General features: G+C 61.2%; 20 protein-coding genes. 17 read left to right on the top strand and 3 right to left on the bottom strand.

The features are described from left to right. The first annotated feature begins 1 nt into the window (after nucleotide 1). From AC097A_RS04655 to AC097A_RS04605, 11 genes are all read left to right on the top strand, one after another. Nucleotides 2-3496, top strand: a complete 3495-nt coding sequence (locus tag AC097A_RS04655) for an ATP-binding protein (RefSeq protein WP_479619939.1) — start codon at nucleotides 2-4, stop codon at nucleotides 3494-3496. Beyond that, on the top strand, nucleotides 3477-4460 hold the full coding sequence (locus AC097A_RS04650; protein WP_479619938.1) for a response regulator: 984 nt from the start codon (nucleotides 3477-3479) through the stop codon (nucleotides 4458-4460). The genes AC097A_RS04655 and AC097A_RS04650 overlap by 20 nt, the downstream gene beginning before the upstream one ends. A 70-nt stretch (nucleotides 4461-4530) precedes the next feature. Beyond that, nucleotides 4531-5007 (top strand): GNAT family N-acetyltransferase, encoded by a 477-nt coding sequence (locus AC097A_RS04645; protein ID WP_479619937.1) that lies wholly within the window; start codon nucleotides 4531-4533, stop codon nucleotides 5005-5007. Between the two features lie 16 nt (nucleotides 5008-5023). Continuing rightward, a complete protein-coding gene (locus tag AC097A_RS04640) occupies nucleotides 5024-5539 on the top strand; it encodes a DUF1697 domain-containing protein (protein WP_479619936.1) in 516 nt (171 codons plus the stop codon). A gap of 28 nt (nucleotides 5540-5567) precedes the next feature. Beyond that, nucleotides 5568-5831, top strand: a complete 264-nt coding sequence (locus AC097A_RS04635; RefSeq protein ID WP_105261166.1) for a VF530 family protein — start codon at nucleotides 5568-5570, stop codon at nucleotides 5829-5831. Nucleotides 5832-5960: 129 nt separating this feature from the next. Beyond that, nucleotides 5961-6539, top strand: coding sequence for a cytochrome b (locus AC097A_RS04630; RefSeq protein WP_479619935.1), 579 nt, complete (start codon nucleotides 5961-5963; stop codon nucleotides 6537-6539). 44 nt (nucleotides 6540-6583) lie between these two features. Then, nucleotides 6584-7156, top strand: a complete 573-nt coding sequence (locus AC097A_RS04625; RefSeq protein ID WP_479619934.1) for a YceI family protein — start codon at nucleotides 6584-6586, stop codon at nucleotides 7154-7156. A 54-nt stretch (nucleotides 7157-7210) separates the two neighbouring features. Continuing rightward, the gene (locus AC097A_RS04620; RefSeq protein WP_479619933.1) at nucleotides 7211-7783 is read left to right on the top strand and encodes a YceI family protein; all 573 of its coding nucleotides are present in this window, start codon (nucleotides 7211-7213) and stop codon (nucleotides 7781-7783) included. A gap of 156 nt (nucleotides 7784-7939) precedes the next feature. Further along, nucleotides 7940-8596: an ABC transporter ATP-binding protein gene (locus tag AC097A_RS04615; protein WP_479619932.1), complete on the top strand. Its 657-nt coding sequence runs from the start codon at nucleotides 7940-7942 to the stop codon at nucleotides 8594-8596. Between the two features lie 20 nt (nucleotides 8597-8616). After that, on the top strand, nucleotides 8617-9420 hold the full coding sequence (locus AC097A_RS04610; RefSeq protein WP_479619931.1) for a DODA-type extradiol aromatic ring-opening family dioxygenase: 804 nt from the start codon (nucleotides 8617-8619) through the stop codon (nucleotides 9418-9420). Between the two features lie 149 nt (nucleotides 9421-9569). After that, nucleotides 9570-9983: a hypothetical protein gene (locus AC097A_RS04605; RefSeq protein WP_479619930.1), complete on the top strand. Its 414-nt coding sequence runs from the start codon at nucleotides 9570-9572 to the stop codon at nucleotides 9981-9983. Between the two features lie 478 nt (nucleotides 9984-10461). Here the strand turns inward: AC097A_RS04605 and AC097A_RS04600 are convergent, their stop codons facing one another. Both AC097A_RS04600 and AC097A_RS04595 read right to left on the bottom strand, forming a co-directional pair. After that, the gene (locus tag AC097A_RS04600; RefSeq protein ID WP_479619929.1) at nucleotides 10462-11463 is read right to left on the bottom strand and encodes an aryl-sulfate sulfotransferase; all 1002 of its coding nucleotides are present in this window, start codon (nucleotides 11461-11463) and stop codon (nucleotides 10462-10464) included. A gap of 645 nt (nucleotides 11464-12108) precedes the next feature. Next, nucleotides 12109-12882 carry an SDR family NAD(P)-dependent oxidoreductase gene (locus AC097A_RS04595; protein ID WP_479619928.1) on the bottom strand — a complete coding sequence of 258 codons (774 nt, stop codon included), beginning with the start codon at nucleotides 12880-12882 and terminating at the stop codon, nucleotides 12109-12111. Between the two features lie 101 nt (nucleotides 12883-12983). Here AC097A_RS04595 and AC097A_RS04590 point away from each other — a divergent pair, with 101 nt between their 5' ends. The 6 genes from AC097A_RS04590 to urtE all read left to right on the top strand — a co-directional run bounded on the left by AC097A_RS04590 (nucleotide 12984) and on the right by urtE (nucleotide 19728). Beyond that, entirely contained in the window at nucleotides 12984-13892 is a 909-nt protein-coding gene (locus AC097A_RS04590; RefSeq protein ID WP_479619927.1) for a LysR family transcriptional regulator, read from the top strand. Nucleotides 13893-14098: 206 nt separating this feature from the next. Further along, a complete protein-coding gene (urtA, locus tag AC097A_RS04585; RefSeq protein WP_105261158.1) occupies nucleotides 14099-15361 on the top strand; it encodes an urea ABC transporter substrate-binding protein in 1263 nt (420 codons plus the stop codon). A gap of 91 nt (nucleotides 15362-15452) precedes the next feature. Next, nucleotides 15453-17033 carry an urea ABC transporter permease subunit UrtB gene (urtB, locus tag AC097A_RS04580; RefSeq protein ID WP_479619926.1) on the top strand — a complete coding sequence of 527 codons (1581 nt, stop codon included), beginning with the start codon at nucleotides 15453-15455 and terminating at the stop codon, nucleotides 17031-17033. Further along, the gene (gene urtC / locus AC097A_RS04575) at nucleotides 17030-18145 is read left to right on the top strand and encodes an urea ABC transporter permease subunit UrtC (protein ID WP_479619925.1); all 1116 of its coding nucleotides are present in this window, start codon (nucleotides 17030-17032) and stop codon (nucleotides 18143-18145) included. The genes urtB and urtC overlap by 4 nt, the downstream gene beginning before the upstream one ends. Continuing rightward, nucleotides 18142-19023: an urea ABC transporter ATP-binding protein UrtD gene (urtD, locus tag AC097A_RS04570; RefSeq protein ID WP_315493646.1), complete on the top strand. Its 882-nt coding sequence runs from the start codon at nucleotides 18142-18144 to the stop codon at nucleotides 19021-19023. Before urtC ends, urtD begins: the two co-directional genes overlap by 4 nt. Nucleotides 19024-19035: 12 nt before the next feature. Further along, complete coding sequence (gene urtE / locus AC097A_RS04565; RefSeq protein WP_315493645.1) at nucleotides 19036-19728, top strand: urea ABC transporter ATP-binding subunit UrtE; 693 nt, start codon at nucleotides 19036-19038, stop codon at nucleotides 19726-19728. Here urtE and AC097A_RS04560 read toward each other — a convergent pair. Next, nucleotides 19725-21389 carry a tetratricopeptide repeat protein gene (locus tag AC097A_RS04560; RefSeq protein WP_315478742.1) on the bottom strand — a complete coding sequence of 555 codons (1665 nt, stop codon included), beginning with the start codon at nucleotides 21387-21389 and terminating at the stop codon, nucleotides 19725-19727. The genes urtE and AC097A_RS04560 overlap by 4 nt on opposite strands. Between the last annotated feature and the right edge of the window lie 35 nt (nucleotides 21390-21424).

The following is a 21424-nucleotide window of genomic DNA, read 5'->3' as shown; positions in this document are numbered from 1 at the left end:
CGTGACCACCCCGCCGCTGCCCCCTTCCGCTGACGAAGCGCCCGCCCAGCGGGTGGTGAAGATCCGCCGTGACTACAACAACTGGGTGGCCTCCGAGACCATGGAGGACTACGCGCTGCGCTTCACGCCGCAGCGCTTTCGCAAGTGGTCCGAATGGCGTGTGGCCAACACCGCCTTTGGCGCGGCGTCCTTCCTGATCCTGGAAGCGGTGGGTGCCACGCTCTTGGTGCAATACGGTTTTGTGAACGCGCTGTGGGCGATTCTGGCCACCGGGCTGGTCATCTTTCTGGCCGGCCTGCCGATTAGCATCTACGCCGCACGTTACGGGGTGGACATGGACCTGCTGACCCGCGGCGCGGGCTTCGGCTACATCGGCTCCACACTCACCTCGCTCATCTACGCGTCCTTCACCTTCATTTTTTTTGCGCTGGAGGCGGCCGTCATGGCCTATGCGCTGGAGCTGGCGCTGGACATACCGCCCACCTGGGGCTACCTGATTTGTGCGCTGGTGGTGATTCCGCTGGTCACGCACGGCGTGTCCACCATCAGCCGCCTGCAGATTTGGACGCAGCCGCTGTGGTTGGTGATGCTGGTGGTGCCCTTTGGCTTTGTTTTGGTGCGTGACCCGCAGGCCTTTGCGGGCATTACGCACTATGCTGGTGAATTTGGTGTGCCTGGTTCATTTAATTTGCACCTGTTTGGTGCTGCATTAACCGTGGGCATTGCGCTGATTACCCAAATGGGGGAACAGGCCGACTACCTGCGCTTCATGCCCGCGCAAACCACCGCCAACCGCGGCCGCTGGTGGCTGGGCGTGCTGGTGGGCGGGCCGGGCTGGGTGATTCTGGGCGTTATCAAGATGCTGGGCGGCGCCTACCTGGCCTACCTGGCCATCAGCCATAGCGTGCCGACCGACCGCGCGGTGGACCCGAACCAGATGTACCTGGCGGCGTATGAATATGTGTTCCCCACACTGGGCTGGGCGGTGGCGGCCACGGCGGTGTTTGTGGTGGTGTCGCAGCTCAAGATCAACGTGACCAATGCCTATGCGGGCTCGCTGGCCTGGAGCAACTTTTTCTCGCGCCTGACGCACAGCCACCCGGGGCGCGTGGTGTGGGTGCTGTTTAACAGCGTGATTGCCTTCATGCTCATGGAGATGAACGTGTTCCAGGCACTGGGCGATGTGCTGGGCCTGTACTCCAACATCGCCATCGCCTGGATCATGGCCGTGGTGGCCGACCTGGTGATCAACAAGCCGCTGGGCTTGTCGCCCAAGGGCATCGAGTTCAAACGTGCCTACCTGTACGACATCAACCCCGTGGGCGTGGGCGCCATGGCGCTGGCGTCCGTGCTGTCCATCGCGGCGTACCTGGGCTTGTTTGGTGAACTGGCCAAGGCCTTCTCCGCAGTGGTGGCGCTGGTCACCGCCATGGTGGCCGCACCGCTGATCGCTTGGGCCACCAAGGGCAAGTATTACTTGGCACGCCAGCCATCGGAGGCGCAGGGCGAGGGCAGTTACGCACGATTGGCGGTGCGCCGCTGCGTCATTTGCGAGCGTGAATATGAGGGCCCCGATATGGCCCACTGCCCGGCTTACCAGGGCCCCATCTGCTCGCTGTGCTGCACGCTGGACGCGCGCTGTGGCGACATGTGCAAGCCGCACGCCAACCTGTCCACCCAGTGGTCGGCCACCTTGCGCTGGCTGCTGCCCAAACCGGTGTGGCCGTTTCTGGACACGGGGCTGGGCCACTTCATCCTGCTCATGCTCATCATCGTGCCGCTGCTGGCCACAGTGTTTGGCATGTTCTACATGCAGGAGCTGGGTGCCATCACGGTGCTGGGGGATCAGCAAAGTGCCATGCAGGCCTCGCTGCGCTCAGGCTTCAGCAAGGCGTTTGCGGCGCTGATGCTGATGTCGGGCATCGTGGCCTGGTGGCTGGTGCTGGCGCACAAGAGCCGGCAGGTGGCGCAGGAAGAATCGAACCGGCAGACCCATTTGTTGATGCGTGAAATCGAATCGCACCGCCAGACTGATGAGGCCCTGCAAGACGCCAAGCTGCTGGCCGAACGCGCCAAGCAGGCCGCCGAAGCCGCCAACCAGGCCAAGAGCCGCTACATCAGCGCCATCAGCCACGAGCTGCGCACGCCGCTCAACAGCATCCTGGGCTATGCCCAGCTCATGGGGGAGGACGCCTCCATTCCCGCGCACCGCAAGCAGGCGGTCAGCGTCATCAAACGTGGGGGTGAACATTTACTCTCGCTGATCGAAGGAACGCTGGATATGGCCCACATCGAGAGCGGCAAGCTCACGCTCAATGTGAAGCCCATGCAGTTCGCCAGTGGCATGCACGAGATGGCCAGCATGTTCGAACTGCAGGCCGCGGCCAAGGGCCTGAGCTTTCGCTTTGAGGTGCAAGGTAGCATTCCCGACTGGGTGCGGGCTGACGAAAAGCGCGTGCGCCAGATTTTCTTCAACCTGCTGGGCAATGCCATCAAGTTCACCCAGACTGGCGGTGTGACTCTGCGCCTGCGTTATGCGCGCGAGATGGCGCAGGGGGAGGTGGTGGACACCGGACCCGGCATGGCGCAGGACGACTTGGACCGCATCTTCGACCCCTTTACCCGCGGCGCCAGCGCAGCCGGTGGCACCACAGGCTCGGGCCTGGGCCTGACCATTGCCAAGATGCTGACGGACCTGATGGGCGGTGAACTCTCGGCCAGCACCACACTGGGCCAGGGCTCGGTGTTCCGCGTGCGCCTGTTTTTGCCCGAGCTGCATTTGCCGGCCAGCGCCGAGCAGCACGCCGTGGCCACACCGCGCAAGCCACGCCTGGGCTACGCCGGCGCGCGCCGCAAGGTGCTGGTGGTGGACAACGAAGAGGCCGACCGCGAACTGCTGGTGAGCCTGCTGGAACCGCTGGGCTTTGAGGTGCGCACTGCGGCCAGCGGCCACGACTGCCTGGACCTGCTGGCCGCCGGCCTGCACCCCGATGTGGTGCTGCTGGACCTGGCCATGCCTGGCATTGACGGCTGGGAAACGCTGCGCCGCATCCGTGGCAACCCGGCGCTGGGTGGTATGCAGCCCAAGGTGGCCATCGTCTCCGCCAACGCGTTTGACCGCGGGCTGGACAACGGCCTGGGCCTGCCGCCCGAAGACTTCATCGTCAAACCCGTGCGCCACACCGAGCTGCTGGACTGGCTGGAGCGCAAGCTCGCTCTGGAGTGGGTGGATGCATTAAGCGCGCCCGAACCTGCGGCCGCTGCCACCGGGCCCAGCGCGGTAGTGCTGCCGAATGTGGCCGATTGCCAGGCCCTGCTGGACCTGGTGCGCCTGGGTTTTTACCGCGGCATCGTCAACAAGCTCGACGCCATTGCCGCTGCCCAGCCGCAATGCCTGGCGTTCACCCAGTCCATGGCCGCGCTGGCGCGCCAGTACCAGTTCGAAGCCATGGCCACCCAATTGCAGAAAGCGCTTGATGCCAGCCCTACCCATTGACGACACCGCCGACACCCTGGACCGCGCCAACAGCGACGTGGTGCTCATCGTCGACGACGTGCCCGACAACCTGTCGGTGCTGCACGACGCGCTCGACGAGTCGGGCTACACCGTGCTCATTGCCACCTCGGGCGAGGCCGCGCTGCAGCGCGCCACCCAGGGCCTGCCCGATGTGATTTTGCTGGACGCGATGATGCCCGGCATGGACGGTTTTGAAGTGGCGCGCCGCCTGAAAGCCGCGCCGCACACCACCCACATCCCCATCATCTTCATGACCGGCCTGACCGAGACGGAGTATCTGGTGGCGGCACTGGAGAGTGGCGGCGTGGACTATGTGACCAAACCCATCAAGCCCAAGGAAGTGCTGGCCCGCATGGGCGTGCACCTGGCCGGCGCGCGCGAACGCCGTCAGACGCGCAACGCGCTGGACGCTTTTGGCTACGCCACCATCACCGTGCGTGCGGCGGATGGTTGCCTGATGTGGCAAACCCCGCTGGCGCGCGAGCTGCTGGAGCGCTACTGTGGCACGCAGGCCCCGCACACACCGCCCGAGCTGCGGGCCTGGCTGCAGGCCTGCCTGCAAACGGTGGCGCGCGGTGGAGAACCGGCCAAGCTGAGCCTGGAACGTGGCCCCAAACGCCTGACCTTCCGCCTGCACCAGCAGATCGGAGACAGCGATGCCGGCGGCGACTGGCTCATCGTCATGCGCGAGGTGTCCGATACCGCGGTCATCGAGGCCATGAGCCTGTCCTTTAAGCTCACCGCCAAAGAGGCCGAGGTGCTGTACTGGGTCGTCAAGGGCAAGACCAACAAGGACATCGGCGACATCCTGGGTAGCAGCCCCATGACCGTGAAGAAGCACCTGGAGCGCGTCTTCGTGAAGCTGGGCGTGGAGACGCGCACGGCCGCGGCGGGCATGGCGATGTCGCGCATCCGGCAGCTGCATCCGCAGTTTGAGGGGTAGCCAGTGGCGGCCTAGAATCATTCGATCTCACGCTTCGTGGGAGAGGACGGTTCGAGGGGAGGCTACTTTGATGGATATCCGGATTGCTGTACCTGCAGACGCCGCGGCGATCTGCCAGGTGGTTCGCCGATCTATCGCAGAGTGCTGCCATGCCGACCATGGGGGCGATCCAGCAGTAATGGCCGCCTGGTTGGAGAACAAAACTCCCGACAACACCTTGGCTTGGCTTCAGGCCACCAATGCTGTGGCGATCGTGGCTGTCCGCGGTGGCAGCGTGGTGGGATTTGCGCTGGCCCATGCAGATGAACTTGCGCTGCTCTATGTTGTGCCTGAAGCACTCTACCAAGGCGTTGGCAAGGTACTTCTTCGTACGATGGAAACCCACCTCGATGGGCCGGTTCAATTGAAGAGCACGCGTACCGCGCGCGACTTTTATGCGCGCAATGGATTCCGTGTTTCTGGCCCCAGCCAGGTCTGGGCAGGCTTGGAAGGGCTGCCTATGGTCAAGCGGTTGGGGAAAGATTCGGGTGCTGAGCGCGCACACTAACCGGGACCAAAACACCATGCCCCGATACGTTGCCTTCCTACGCGGGGTCAGCCCCATGAATGCCAAGATGCCCGAGTTGAAGCGGGCGTTTGAGGCGGCGGGGTTCACCCACGTCAAAACCGTGCTCTCCAGTGGCAATGTGGTGTTTGATGCGCGCAAGGCCACCGAGGCGGCGCTGGAGCGCAAGGCGGAAGCCGCCATGCAGCAGGCACTGGGCCGCACGTTCTACACCATCATCCGCCCCGTCAGTGCGCTCGAAGCCTTGTTGGCGACCGATCCGTATGCCAATGCCAAGCTGGCGCCGCAGTCCAAACGTGTGGTGAGTTTTCTGCGTGAAGCCCCGCAAACCATGCCCGCGCTACCGGTCGTGCTGGAAGACGCGCAGATCTTGAACGTGATCGGGCGTGAGGTATTTTGCAGCTATGTACCGGGTGACACGGGGCCGGCGTTCATGCGGCTGATCGAAAAGACCTTTGGCCAGGACATCACCACAAGAACCTGGGAGAGCATGCGCAAGTGCGCGGCCGCCTGAACCATCACGAAGCGGCGACAATCTCCGCATGAGCACCGAAGCCCCCAAGCCCGCCCCCGCCAAGCAAGCCAACAACCCCCTGCACGGCAAAACGCTGGAGGCCATCGTGACCGAGCTGGCCGAGTACTACGGCTGGGATGGATTGGGCGAGCGGGTGCCGGTGCGTTGTTTCACCTTTGAGCCCAGCGTGGGCTCCAGCCTCAAGTTTTTACGCAAAACCCCCTGGGCGCGCGAGAAGGTGGAAGGGCTGTATTTGTTCATGCTGCGCGAGATGCGCCGTTCAGGGCGCTAAGTCCGACCACTCGTCGTGTTTCCCCTGTCCAAACGGACTAGCCGGGGAACTTGGGCGTTCACATTATTTGAATCTGATCATCAATCAAATTCAAAATAGGGAAACCCGTGGCCCCCTAGACTTGTAGCCATGGCTTCTGTAACCACTTCCTCCTCCAAGGCCCCCGCGCACCGCTACAGCCACACGGCGATCGTGTTGCACTGGGTATTGGCTTTGGCCATTCTGGGCCTGTTTGGCGTCGGCCTGTACATGACCAGCCTGCCGTTTTCGCCGACCCGGCTCAAGCTCTACAACTGGCACAAGTGGGCGGGTATCACCATCCTCACGCTGTCAACGTTGCGTTTGTTGTGGCGCGTCACACACCGCCCGCCCGCGTTGCCTAACGCGATTGCCGATGCCATGCCCACCTGGCAGCACTGGGCGCACCACGGCACACATTACGCGCTGTACGCCTTGTTCTTTCTGGTGCCGCTGATTGGCTGGGCCTACAGCTCGGCGGCGGGGTTTCCCATCGTGGTATTTGGCGTGTTGCCCTTGCCCGACTTTGTGCCGGTGGACAAAGCGCTGGCAGAAATGATCAAACCTTTGCATGAACTAAGTGCGTTTGCCTTGATCGGACTGGCGGGTTTGCACATCGCTGCGGCGCTCAAACACCAGTGGATTGACAAGGATGGCCTGCTCCAACGCATGCTGCCCGGTCGCCACTGAAGCGCCGCTCCCCCACCTCTGCTACTTTTTTGATAGGAACACCCATGTCCGTTTCCCGTTTTTTGGTGTCTGCCCTGGTGGCCGCATCGGCCCTAAGCAGCACGCTTGCCCTAGCCCAGCAGAAGCTGGTGCCCGCCCAGAGCGAAATCGTGTTTGTGAGCAAACAAATGGGCGTGCCCGTGGAAGGCCGCTTCAAGAAATTTGACGCGCAGATCGCCTTCGACCCCGCCAAGCCCGACACCAGCAAGATCGCCTTCACGGTAGATATTGCGAGTGCCACCCTGGGTGTGCCCGAAAGTGACGCCGAATTGCCACGCCCCAACTGGTTCAACACCGCCAAGTTCCCGCAGGCTACCTTCCAGTCCACCGCCGTCAAAGGTCTGGGTGGCGGCAAGTTTGAGGTGAGCGGCAAGCTCGCTATCAAGGGCGCCAGCCGCGATGTGGTGGTGCCTGTGGCGCTGACGCAGAGTGGAGCCAATACCACCGTGACCGGCACCTTTGTGCTCAAGCGCCTGGCCTTCAAGATTGGCGAAAACGAGTGGGCCGACACCTCCATGGTGGCCGACGACGTGCAGGTCAAGTTCAAGCTCGCGCTCACCGGCGTGGGCAAGATTTAAGTTTTTGGTTCCCGTAGTTTCTTTTTCACCCAACCCGTAAATCAGGAGTTTTCCATGCGTACATCCCTCATCGCTGCCGCCCTGGCACTTTCCGCCTTCGCCGGTGCTGCCAGCGCCCAGTCCGCCACTTACGTGATTGACACCTCGCACACTTTCCCCCGCTTCTCGTACAGCCACTTTGGCCTGTCCACCCAGCAAAGCCGCTTCAACAACACCACCGGCACCGTCACCTTTGACAAGGCCGCCAAGACTGGCGCCGTGGACGTGCTGATCGACATGAAGGGTGTGGACACCGGCTTCACTGCGTTCAACGGCCACATCCAGGGCGAAGACTTCCTGGACACCGCCAAATTCCCCACCGCCACGTTCAAATCCACCAAGGTGGTGTTTGACGGCGACAAGCCCGCTAGCGTGGAAGGCAACCTGACCATCAAGGGCGTGACCAAGCCTGCGACCCTGAAGATCGTGAACTTTGTGTCTACCACCCACCCCATGAACAAGAAGGACGTGATCGGTGCGGAAGCCACCACCACCATCAAGCGCACCGAGTTCAACGCCGGCAAGTTCGCACCGTACGTGGGTGACGACGTGACCATCACCATCGCGCTGGAAGCCATCAAGCAGTAAACCTGCGGCCCCTGCCTCGGCAAAAGCCAGCCCGAGGGCTGGCTTTTTTATTGCGTTTTTGATGCAAAATTGGCCTCTAGCCCCCGTGGATATTGCGCAAGCAGCTCCTGTATTGGTAGCAAAATAGACGTCTGTTGCCACCCATTGACTGCCACCATGCCCCCTGTATCCTCCGTTTCTCCCGTCATTACGCCCACCCCGGTGGCGCAGGCCCGGGCGTTGCGCTGGGCGCCTGCGGGTACGTCTGTGCTGGACTTGCCAGCGTTGCAGATTCCGCCCGGTGTGAGCTGGGTGGGCGGTGGGGAAGGGCGGGGCAAAAGCAGCCTGCTGCGCTGCTTGGCGGGCGACTTGCTGCTGCCCGGCAGCCACCTGCAGATTGGCACCACGGTGCTGGCCACCGCACCCGCGGCCTACCGCGCGCAGCTGTTCTGGATGGACCCGCGCACCACAGCGCATGACTCCATGCGCGGCGTGGATTTTCTGGCCAGCACAGCCGCGCGTTACCAGGGGTGGGATGCCGCGCTGCTGGCCGAGCTGAGCGAGGCGCTGGACCTCACCCCACATCTGGAGAAGCCGCTATACATGTTGTCCACCGGCTCCAAACGCAAGGTCTGGTTGGCTGCGGCACTCGCCTCGGGTGCAGCGCTTACTCTGCTGGACGAGCCGTTTGCCGCACTCGACAAAACCTCCATCCGCTGTGTGTTGGAGCTGCTGCGCGAAGCCGCCAGCCACACCACACGCGCCTGGGTGGTGGCCGACTACGAAGCGCCCGCAGGCGTGCCCCTGGCCCAGCAGATTGACCTGGGCGACTGATTGTTTGAAGGAGACTCACCATGTCCCAACGTTTGCCCACCTACTTCATCTCGCACGGCGGCGGCCCCTGGCCCTGGATGCCCGAGATGGCCCCTGCCATGCAGCCGCTGGCCCAGTCCTTGGCCGACATCCCCGGCCAGCTGGGCCAAACGCCCAAGGCGGTGTTAATGGTCACCGCGCACTGGGAGGCACGCGCCTTCACGCTGGGCAGCAGCCCGGCACCCGGCATGGTGTACGACTACGGCGGCTTCCCGCCCCACACCTACGAGGTGGTCTACCCCGCGCCCGGCGCACCTGCCTTGGCGGCGCGGGTGCAGGGCCTGCTGGAAGCGGCTGGCCTGCCGGTGGCACAAGACGCGCAGCGCGGCTACGACCACGGCACCTTTGTGCCACTGGCCGTGATGTTTCCCGATGCCGAGGTGCCGGTGTTGCAAATGTCCCTGCGGACCGGGCTGGACCCGGCGCAGCACCTCGCGTTGGGCCGTGCCCTGGCGCCGCTGCGTGATGAGGGCGTGCTCATCGTGGGCAGTGGCTTGAGTTACCACAACCTGCGCGCCTTTGGCCGCACTGCACGCGAGCCCTCGCAGGCGTTTGACGCCTGGCTGCAAGCTGCCCTGGCATCCACACCGGCGCAACGTACTCAATACTTGCTGGACTGGGAGCAGGCCCCAGCGGCCCGCCTGTGCCACCCGCGCGAAGAGCACCTGTTGCCGCTGATGGTGGCCGTGGGTGCGGCCGAGGCCGACAGCGCCGTCTGCGTCTACCACGAGGACGCGATTTTTGGCGGTGTGACGGCGTCGAGCTTCCGGTTTGGGGAGGCCTAGTTGCGGCGCACGTGCTTGGTATCAGGCTGCCCTTTGCAGTCGTTCAGTTAAAGTCCATCCCCGCACGATGCGGGTTGCCCAGGTTACACACTGGCGCATCTCAGGGGCCTAGGCTCCCCGGTGGCTTTTGGAATGACAAGGAAAATGACATGCTGTTAACGGATATTGCCGTAGAGCACACGCTAACGCCCGTAAAGGGAGGGCCTCGTGTGACGTTGGTGCTGCATCCCTTCACGAATACCCAACGCGACTCCCTTGGCAAATTCGAGATCGTTCGTGGCATCAGTGAGCCAGGGGGCAAAGAAGTGAGGCGGTCAACATTCGTGTCGTTTCAGCAATTGGCGGAGTTGTACGCGAAAGGTGTACTCGACGAATTCGGGTTCTCCGTTCGTATGTGTCCTGCGGATGGCAAGTACCCCACTACGAATCCCGTAAAAAAAGTACTGCCAACCAACATCAGACCAGGCTCACAGTTCAACCTTGCGGTGCAAGGCGTGGATGTTTCAAAACCGGCCAGCCGCGAGTTGAGAACAGCGCTGCTGCGCACCAGTGTCAAGCTTTGAGGGGGGCGTGTATCCTTCTTGAGGTCGTGCGGATTGGGCGGAGATCAGCCTATTTCCTGATAGCGGTCCTTGGTGACTGCGACCAACTGAACCTATTCCGTCGCAGGAATCCGCCCATAGCGGTCCCCCGAACTCCTGGAATACCTGCCCGAAAGCGGACATCCGATCGGTTACAAATGAGGCGCGCCTGCCGAGGTCACCTATGCGGGCGGATTCAACCGGTCGATGCAACACCTTAAATTCTGCATGAGCGCCCGGACTGGACAAGGACGGACTGTCGTGGATGGCAGCTTTGGTGCGGTCAAAACTGTAGTTTGGAGCGGGACGTCGTGCTTGCATCTTGTTGGCATAAGGCACTCAGCGTCATAACCACTTATTGGTTGGAAAGCCACGGGTGCATTCAGTCTTTCATTGGTCAATGCACTACGTTGGCTGGGTGCTGAAATTCCATAGTTTCAATAGAGGTCAGACGAGATATTCACTTATACACAAAGGCAACTTTGTATAAATAACTCCCAGTCTTCTGGGCATTTTTTCCAGACCCGAAATGCTCCACCACTACGCTCCAGACGAGATCACCATCTTTGTCCAGTTGCCCAATTTCACGCCCACCTGTAATCAAAATATTTCCGTTTTGAAGTAATTCAACAGTTCTCAAGGGTGTCCAAGTTCCGTCATCAGGCCTGAAAAATGGCTCCCGTTGACCGGGGCCGATCTGACGCATGAGAGCGCTTTTGTCCTCTGCAAGGTGCGCAGCAAACAAAAAGCCATTTTCATATGGAAGCGGATCGTGCACATTGCGGGCGTTTTTGACCCGTCCGGTCACCTTTCCATCTTTGATTTTGACAAACTGATTGAAGTTTCTCAGGCTAAGAAGATACTCACCAGGCCCCAACTTTTGGACAGCATTGGCATGCGTGTTTGAATACTGTTCACTGGCGACGCTATGACGGTCAGTGGAAATCAGTTCCAAGTCACGCGCGAATAGTTGCAATACCACCTTACCATCGCTGTCCACTTCAGTCATGACCGGGTCACTGTCCGCGTCCCAACCGTTTACAAAAAGTGTATTGCCGTTGTCCAGTCTGTCCGCATCGTGATCTGCAAACCTGGTCAGGTATTTCCACGTAGTCTGGCCTTGGCGATTGATCTCAAAAACACCTGCACCAGCGATAGCCAGCAAGAAATGATCTGACTTGGGCAACCATTCGACATCAGTTCCGGCAGACAATCTTCCGCTACCGAGCATGCTCATGGGGATGGAAAACTCCCACGTGATCTTGCCTGTGAGATCCGTTTCAATCAATTTCCCTTGAGACGCATCAACGAAAGCCAAGTGACCAGCCTGAACCTTGTCAGGTTTGTTAATAGTCATCTTAGCGAATTGATCCCCAACTGCTGCCCAGGAACTACCAGCAAAAATTAGAGCGAACGTGGTTGCAAGAATGCGAAATGGGAGAGATTTTGTGTTTCTGGTCATGGCGCAAGAGGTAAGTGTGTATCGCAGGCATCGTGACTGGGTAAGCATATGGGTTCGCAATCAATGCCGCCCCCTGTGTTGCGAGCAAAGTCTAGTCGAAACTTGTTTTAGGTGAGCAGTTGAACCTAAGTGGGGCGGGGACAGTCTTGCGCTATGACAGATAAAAGGCGTGCATGTGAGTGTGGCCACTCGTGATACGGTCGCGGATAGTCAGAGGGTTATGTTGAGCGACCGATTTCGCTGCATTTCAGTCGTTTCAGGCAATGATTTGGTTTCGCGATTGAATGTCTGCTGTTGGGCCCCAATCAGACCTTCCGGAATTCCGCTTCGGGTCGATTTTTGACGATTGCGCGAGTTTGATCAAAGACAATTACCAGCCCATCACGGCTGCTAACTTCGATGAACTCCTGGCCACAAAGTTGCCCATCAACACTTGGTTGCCAATGTCCGCTTTGGCGCAGGCAGGGCAACAATCGCTGGGGCCGCGGTCAGTCTGCAGGCGTTCAGCCTAGCGATGTAAGCAGCCACCTGCAAATGCTCGCAGATGGCCCAAACCTGCCCAAGCTTGGATGTTTAGCCGCAAGCACAGCGGCCGCTCCGAGCCGCTGTGCCCCTCACCAGTGCGCCTTAGCGCACCGCCGCAGCTTACAAAAACATGCCACCCGAGGCCTCGATGCGCTGGGCATTCACCCAGCGGTTAGCCGGGGTCAGCAGCGAGGCGATCATGGCGCCAATGTCGTCGGGCACACCGGTACGGCCCAGTGCGGTGTTGCTGGCCACAAAGGCGTTGAGCTGGGCGTTGTCGCGTACTGCGCCGCCACCAAAGTCGGTCTCAATCGCGCCGGGTGCCACCACGTTGACGGCAATGCCGCGCGGGCCTAGCTCCTTGGCCATGTAACGCGTGAGCGTCTCAATCGCGCCTTTCATCGCACCGTAGGCCGCATAGCCGGGCAGCGCAAAGCGGGCCAGGCCGCTGGAGAGGTTCACGATGCGGCCGCCGTCGTTCATCAGCGGCAGCAGCTTTTGGGTGAGGAAAAACACGCCCTTCAGGTGGATGTTCATCAGCGTGTCGAACTGCACTTCGGTGGTTTCCATCAGGCTGGCGTGTACGCCCACACCGGCGTTGTTCACCAGATGGTCAAAACGTTCGCGCTGCCAGGTGGTGGCCAGTGCGGCTTTCACCTGCGCGGCAAAACCTGCAAAGCTGGCGCTGTCGCCGGTGTCCAGCTGCAGGGCCACGGCGCGGCGGCCCAGCGCGGTGATCTCGGCCACCACGGCCTGCGCTTCGGCAGCCTGGCTGCGGTAGGTAAGGATGACGTCGCTGCCGTTCTTCGCAAGGTGCAGCGCCGTGTTTTTGCCCAGGCCACGGCTGCCGCCGGTGACGAGTGCGATGGGGGTGGAGGAGGGAGTGGTAGACATGCAGGCTTCCTTGGTGGGTTGGTGATGGAAGCGAGTCTATTGAGTGGTTTTGATTTGATAAATATCTAGATATTGATTGATTTGTTCGTAATAATTGAACAATGAGCACCTTAGACCGCATGTTGATCTTCACCCGCGTGGCTGAGCTGGCCAGCTTTACGCAGGCGGCCGACGCGCTGGGCCTGCCCAAGGCCAGTGTGTCCACCGCCGTGCAACAGCTCGAAGCCGAGTTGGGCACGCGGCTTTTGCACCGCACCACGCGCAAGGTGCAGCCCACGCAAGACGGCCAGGTGTTTTACGAGCGCTGCAAGGATCTGCTGGCCGATGTGGACGAGGTGCAAACCATGTTCCAGCAGCAGGGCGTGCACAACCTGCGCGGCCGCGTGCGCATCGACATGAGCACCAGCATGGCGCGCCACGCCGTCATTCCACGCCTGCCAGAGCTGCTGGCGCAGCACCCGCTGCTGGAGCTGGAGATCAGCAGCACCGAGCGCCGGGTGGACCTGGTGCGCGAGGGCTTTGACTGCGTGTTGCGCTCGGGCACTGTGGGCGACACCAGCCTGGTGGCGCGGCCGCTGGGAAACATGCGCATGGTGAACTGCGCCAGCCCTGCCTACCTGCGGCAGCAGGGCACGCCGCTGCACCCGGCCGATCTGGCCTCCCACCACCTGGTGCACTACACCAACATCCTGGGCGCCAAGCCCGATGCGTTTGAGTACCTGGAGGATGGGGAGCTGCTGTCCGTGCCCATGCAGGGTGCCGTGACGGTGAACAACGCGGAAGCCTATGCCTCTGCCTGTGCCGCAGGGCTGGGCATTATCCAGGTGCCGTGTGTGGGCGTGTTGGACTTGCTGCGCCGCGGCCTGCTGGTGGAGCTGTTGCCGCAGCATGTGGCGCCGCCCATGCCCTTGACGCTGGTGTACGCCAACCGGCGCAACCAGTCCAAACGCGTACGCGTGGTGATGGACTGGTTGGCACAGGTGGTAGACGACTATTTACAAGCCATTTAGGCCTCCAGCCCTTATGGGATATGCGCAAACAGCTACTAAATTAATAGCATAAACGCGTTACCCCTGATCGCCATGTTGTACGCCACACGGCGTATTTCGGTTTCTGCCCCGGGTCCCTAAAGTCACCTTATCGCATCCAACCAGCGCTTCGTCAGCGAAGCACGGTTTGGGCGAGATAGATTTTTTAACCCCACGGAGAAGCCCACATGCAACGTCGATTTTCTTTGAAGGCCTTGACCGCTGCGGTCGCCTTGACCACCCTGTCTGCTTTGCCAGCCTACGCTGCCGACACCATCAAGGTTGGCATTTTGCACAGCCTGTCCGGCACCATGGCCATTTCGGAAACCGTGTTGAAAGACACCGTGTTGATGGCCATTGACGAAATCAACGCCAAGGGCGGTTTGCTGGGCAAGAAGCTCGAACCCGTCATCGTGGACCCCGCTTCCAACTGGCCCTTGTTTGCTGAAAAAACCAAGCAGCTGCTGACACAAGACAAGGTCGACGTGATCTTTGGTTGCTGGACTTCGGTGTCCCGCAAGTCCGTGTTGCCCGTGGTGGAAGAGCTGAATGGCCTGCTGTTTTACCCCGTGCAGTACGAAGGTGAAGAGCTGTCCAAAAACGTGTTCTACACCGGTGCTGCGCCTAACCAGCAAGCCATTCCCGCAGTCGACTACCTGATGAGCAAAGAAGGCGGCGGTGCCAAGCGTTGGGTGCTGCTGGGCACCGACTATGTGTACCCCCGCACCACCAACAAGATTCTGCGCGCCTACCTCAAGAGCAAGGGCGTGAAGGACACCGACATTGACGAGAAGTACACCCCGTTTGGCCACAGCGATTACCAAACCATCGTGGCGGACGTGAAGAAGTTTGCTGCTGGTGGCAAGACCGCCGTGGTGTCCACCATCAACGGTGACTCCAACGTGCCTTTCTACAAGGAACTCGGCAACGCCGGCCTGAAGGCCAAGGACGTGCCCGTGGTTGCATTCTCGGTGGGTGAAGAAGAGCTGCGCGGTGTGGACACCAAGCCGCTGGTGGGTCACCTGGCCGCCTGGAACTACTTCCAGTCGATCAAGAACCCTGCCAACACCGACTTCATCAAGAAGTGGTCTGCCTACGCCAAGGCCAAGGGCATCGCCGGTCACAAGGACAAACCTTTGACCAACGACCCGATGGAAGCCACCTACATCGGTATCAACATGTGGAAACAAGCCGTCGAGAAGGCCAAGACCACCGAAGTCGACAAGGTGATTGCCGCCATGGCTGGTCAGACCTTCAAGGCACCTTCCGGCATCGTGAGCAAGATGGACGAGAAGAACCACCACTTGCACAAGAGCGTGTTCATCGGCGAAATCAAGGCCGACGGCCAGTTCAACGTGGTGTGGAAGACACCCGGCCCTGTGAAGGCCAAGCCATGGTCTCCGTACATCGAAGGCAACGACAAAAAGCCTGACGAGCCCGCAAAGAAATAAGGCGAAGGCAGGGGGAAGCTAGTTTCTAGCTTTAGCCGCCACAGCCTTTGGGCCGTGGCGGCTTGTTCCATTCAACCGGAGACATTGGCGTATGCCAAAGCAATTCATCCAGCTCCTGCTGCTTGCTACGATTTTTGTAGCTTCCAGCGCACACGCTTTAACGGCCCAGGAGGCCAAAGCCATCACATTGGGCGAGAGTGATGACCGCGTGGCGGCCCTGCAAGCGGCTGTGGCCAAAGCCGATGAACGCACCGTGCGTTTTATCCAGGCCCTGTCGGACGACAGCGTGAAACTGGTGGGCGAAGCGCCCGTGATGGTGGTGGACGGCAAAGGTGTGGACCCGGTGACCAACGCCGAGGTCGAGCTGCCCGACACCGCCGAAGACGTGATGAACAACAACCGCATGCGCGGCGAGCTGGACAACGCGCTGGCCGCCGTGAAGCTGCTGTCCAGCGACGTGGCGGTGCGCCGCGCCGCCGTGGCCACGCTGCAAGGCAATGTGGACATGGACAAGCTGCCCCTGCTGGACAAGGCACTGGCAGCCGAGACGGTGACCGACATCAAGGACCAACTCGCGCTGCTGCGTGCTTCGGCCCTGCTGTCCAGCGAAGACCCGGCCAAACGCCTGGAAGCCGCCACCCTGCTGGGTGACAGCGGCCTGGCGGCCACCAAGACCCTGCTGAGCGAACGCCTGCAGGGCGAAACTGAAAGCGCCGTGAAAGTGGCGCTGCAAAAAAGCCTGAGCGCGGTGGAAAGCCGCCTGGCCTGGGGCGACCGGCTGGGCGCCATGTTCAGCGGCATCAGCCTGGGTTCCATCCTGTTGCTCGTCGCATTGGGTCTGGCCATTACCTACGGGTTGATGGGCGTCATCAACATGGCGCATGGCGAACTCATGATGATTGGCGCCTACGCCACCTACGTGGTGCAGGGCCTGTTTCAAAAATACCTGCCCGGCGCGTTTGACTGGTACCTGCTGGCCTCGGTGCCGGTGGCCTTTATGGCGTCGGCCCTGGTGGGGGCGGCGCTGGAGCGCAGTGTGATTCGTTTTCTTTATGGCCGCCCACTGGAAACCTTGTTGGCCACCTGGGGTATCAGCCTCATGCTGATGCAACTGGTGCGCACGATTTTTGGTGCGCAAAACGTGGGGGTGGAGAACCCGAGCTGGATGAGTGGGGGTGTGCAGGTGCTGGGTAACTTGTCACTGCCGTACAACCGCCTGGTCATCGTCGGCTTTGCGCTGGCCGTGCTGGGTGGTGTGGCCTTCCTGATCAGCAAGACACGCCTCGGCCTGTTTGTGCGTGGTGTCACGCAGAACCGCCCGATTGCGAGCTGCATGGGCGTGAACACCGCCCGTATTGACACCTATGCGTTTGCGCTGGGCAGCGGAATCGCGGGCCTGGCCGGTTGCGCGCTGAGCCAGGTGGGCAACGTAGGCCCAGACCTGGGCCAAGGCTACATCGTCGACTCGTTCATGGTGGTGGTGCTGGGTGGTGTGGGCCAACTGGCCGGCACCGTGTACGCCGCGCTGGGCCTGGGTGTGCTCAACAAATTTTTGGAAGGCTGGACCGGCGCTGTGTTGGCCAAGATCGCCGTGCTGGTCTTCATCATCGTCTTTATTCAGAAACGTCCCCAAGGCATCTTTGCCATGAAGGGCCGGAGCGCAGAAGCATGAGTACCCCCTTGCCAACCCTCGTTCTTCCCACCCCGCAACCTCTGCTCACCCGCACCGGCTGGGTTTCCTGGCTGGGTGCTCTGGTGGTGCTGTGCGCCCTGGTTCCCGTGCTCAACCTCTGGGTGCCCGAAGGCAGCGCCTTCCACCTGAGCGACTTTGCCGTGGCACTGACCGCCAAGATCATGTGTTACGCCATCTGCGCCATGTCCATGGGGCTGATCTGGGGCTACACCGGCATCCTGAGCCTGGGCCATGGCCTGTTCTTCGCACTGGGTGGTTATGCCATGGGCATGTACCTCATGCGCCAGATCGGGCTGGACGGCAACTACAAAAGCGCGCTGCCCGACTTCATGGTGTTTCTGGACTGGAAAGAGCTGCCTTGGCACTGGGCGCTGTCGGACAGTTTTGTGGCCACCCTGTTCCTGGTGGTGGCGGTGCCGGGGCTGGTAGCCTTTGTGTTTGGCTACTTCGCCTTCCGCTCGCGTATCAAGGGCGTGTATTTCTCCATCATCACCCAGGCCATGACCTTTGCGGCCATGCTGCTGTTCTTCCGCAACGAGACCGGTTTTGGCGGCAACAACGGCTTCACCGATTTCAAACGCATTCTGGACATCCCGATGGCCACCACCAGCATGCGCATGACGCTGTTTGTGCTGACCGCCGCCATTTTGCTGGGTTTCTTTTTGCTGTCGCGCTGGTTGGTCAACAGCAAGTTTGGCCGGGTGTTGCAGGCCGTGCGCGATGCAGAAACGCGTGTCATGTTCAGTGGCTACAACCCCATCGGTTTCAAGCTCACCATCTGGACCATCTCGGCCATGATGTGTGGCGTGGCTGGTGCCTTGTATGTCACGCAGGTGGGCATCATCAACCCCAGTGAAATGAGCCCCGCCAACAGCATCGAAATTGCCATCTGGGCCGCGGTGGGTGGGCGAGCCACGTTGATCGGCCCGGTCATCGGCGCCTTCATCGTCAACGGCGCCAAGAGCTGGTTGACCGTTGCCTACCCCGAGTTTTGGTTGTACTTTTTGGGCGCGCTGTTTATTGGTGTGACCCTGTTCCTTCCCGATGGAGTGGTCGGTTTGATCAAGAAACTCAAGGGAGGCAAGGCATGACTCCCGATCTGCTGGAACAAGGCGAAAAACGCGTTCAGGCGCACATTGCTGCCCTGGCAGCGAACAAGGGCCAAACCGAATCGGGTGGCCGCGCCGCAGGCTTCTCGCGCGTGGCCAAGGCCGGTGAGGTGGATGTCACCCACGGCCGCATCCTGTACCTCGAAGACGTGAGCGTGAGCTTCGATGGCTTCAAGGCGATCAACAAACTCTCGCTGGACATCGCGCCCGGCGAGCTGCGCTGCATCATCGGCCCCAACGGTGCGGGCAAGACCACGATGATGGACATCATCACCGGCAAGACGCGGCCCGATTCGGGCACCGTGTTTTTTGGCAGCACCATTGATCTGCTGCGCTTCAAGGAAGCCGAGATTGCGCAGCTGGGCATTGGCCGCAAGTTCCAGAAGCCCACGGTGTTTGAGCAGCTCACCGTGTTTGAAAACCTGGAGCTGGCGCTCAAAACCAACAAGGGCGTGAAGGCTTCGATGTTTTTCAAGCTGGACTCGGCCCAGAGCGACCGCCTGGCCGAAATCCTGCACACCATCCACCTCGCCGACAGCGTGGGCCGCCTGGCCGGCAACCTGAGCCACGGCCAGAAGCAGTGGCTGGAGATCGGCATGCTGCTCATGCAAGACCCCAAGCTGCTGCTGCTGGATGAGCCCGTGGCGGGCATGACCGATGAGGAAACCGAACGCACGGCTGAACTGTTCCTCACGCTCAAGGGCAAGCACTCCCTCATGGTGGTGGAGCACGACATGAGTTTTATCCGCACCATCAGTGACATCGTTACCGTGCTGTGCGACGGCTCGGTACTGGCGCAGGGCACGTTGGACCAGGTGCAGGCCGACGAGCGGGTGATTGAAGTTTATTTGGGTCGCTAAGGTTGTGAGCACATGCTGAAAATCAACAACGTCAACCAGTACTACGGTGGCTCCCACATCCTGCGCGATGTGAGCCTGGAGGCCGAGATCGGCAAGGTCACGGTCATCCTGGGTCGCAACGGGGTGGGCAAGACCACGTTGCTCAAGTCCATGATGGGCCTGGTGCCCATCAAGTCCGGCAGCATCGAATTCGATGGCAAACCCATCCAAAAACTCACGCCCTACGAACGCGCCCGCCTGGGCCTGGGTTTTGTGCCGCAGGGCCGCGAGATTTTTGCCCGACTCACGGTGGAAGAAAACCTGCGCATGGGCCTGGCTTACAAGAGCGCAGGCACACCGATTCCGACCGAATTGTTCGATCTGTTTCCGGTGCTCAAACAGATGCTGAGCCGCCGTGGCGGCGACCTGTCCGGTGGGCAGCAACAGCAGTTGGCCATTGCGCGTGCGCTGGCGGCGGGCCCCAAGGTCCTGATCCTGGACGAGCCCACCGAAGGCATCCAGCCCAGCATCATCAAGGACATTGGCCGCGTAATTCGTATGCTGGCCGACCGCGGCACCATGGCCATCGTGCTGGTGGAGCAGTACTACGACTTTGCCCAGGAACTGGCTGACCAGTACGTGGTGATGGAGCGTGGCGCCGTGCTGGCGCGCGGCATGGGCCAAAACATGGAAATTGACGGCGTACGCAGCCTAGTGGCGATCTAGGCCGCTGTGGGTGTTGCCTCGGTGGCCGCACGTTTGCCGGTACGCAGCGCCAAGCCCCCGGCTTGGCGTTTTTGCTCTCCCAGCGATGCACGGTTGACGGTGGGGCCGGTTTGTGCCCGCAGCTCTTCCACCATGGCTGTCAGCGTGAGCGCTTCCGGCACCTTGGCCGCGTGTTTCTGCAGCAGTTGATAGGCGTTGTCCACCAGCCGGGCGTTGAGGGTTTCGCGGCCGTGCAAGATCAGGTTTTTGACCGCCGCCGTGGGGTTGCCCGACATGCTCAGGGACATGGCTGTTTCCGCATACTCCAGCACCTGCGTCTGCGCGACGCGAATGGTGTCCGCATACGGCGGGTAGCTGCTGGCGCTGGCGGCCAGCAGTTCAGTCAGCGAGCGGTTACTGCAAAAACGCTTGGCCAGCGTGTCTACCGTGGAATCCACCTCGTTGAGCTGAATCGCCTTGTGCGCCAGCTGTGCCAGCAGGGCGACCAGATTGCAGGCAGATTCAAAGTCAAACAGGGGTTCCCGCACGGTTTTGGCCAGGTCACGCACAGTTTCCACCGCCCGCGCAAACTGGTGTTGCTGGATCAGGTTCAGCGCGTCCACAATGCCCGCCAGGCGTGGCAAGCGCGGGTTTTCCGGGTCTTTGTCGATCAGGCGCACAAAGTCGTCATGGCAACGCTGCAGCCCTTTGCGGTCGGCCAGCTCCAGCCGGGCGAAGGCGAGCAGCACCAGGGTTTGTGCGTCAAACATCTTGGACTCCAAGCCCAGGCGCACCGTCTTGTCCAGCAGCTTCTCAGCCTCTTCATGGTCACCGGCGTAGTAGGTCATCATGGCCAGGTTTTGCAGGCGGCTGATGGAGGCTGGCGTCAGCGTGGCGGCCATTTTGTAGGTCTCCAGCGCCTTGTCAAAGCGGCCCAGCTCAAAGTGGGCGCGGCCCATCACATCGTAGGCGTCGGCATAGTTGGGGTCTTCACCGATCAGGCGCTCCAGGGTGCTTGTGGCCTGGTTGATCTGCCCCGCCTCTAGCAGTGAGCGGGCCACGCCCAGTTTGGCCCAGGGCAGGGTTTTGGCCTCCACCACCGCCTTGTACAGGGTTTGGGCATCGGCGCAGCGGCCCACCCGCAGCAGCAGCTCGGCGCCTACGCGCGCCGCGTACAGCCAGAACATGCCCTTGCTTTCAAACCGGTCCAGGCACAGCTTGGCCGCGTCTTCAAAACGTTCGTCTTCAATGGCGCTGAAGATCTCTTGCAACGACACCTTGCGGATGCGGGCGGCCACCAGCCGGTCGCCCAATTGCGTGGCCTTGTGGGGCTTGAGCATGTAGCCGTCCAGCGCCGACTCGGCGGCCTCGGCCACCTTGGCGTAGGTGGCTTCACCGGTGATCATGATGAAGACGGTGGAGAAGGGCAGCAACTGGTTGCGGCGCAGGTCGTCCAGCAAGTCTTGGCCCGAGGTGTTGTCGCTGGGGAAGTGCTGCTCGCAGAGCACAAAGTCAAAGGTTTTGAATTCCAGCTGCCGGCGCGCATCCACAGGGCGTGCCGCCTGGGCCACGGATGCCACGCCGAAATCACGCAGCTGCGATACCAGAATCGAGCGCGAGGTGGGGTTGCCGTCCACGACCAGGGCGGAGCAGGCGGAGAAGTCGTTTTCTAGCGCAGCCATCAGGTGTCTTGCCGTGCGCCCTGCAGGGTGGGCGT

The organism is Rhodoferax sp. XS2R6 (genome assembly GCF_056521365.1).
This window is presented reverse-complemented; position numbering and strand designations above follow the sequence as displayed.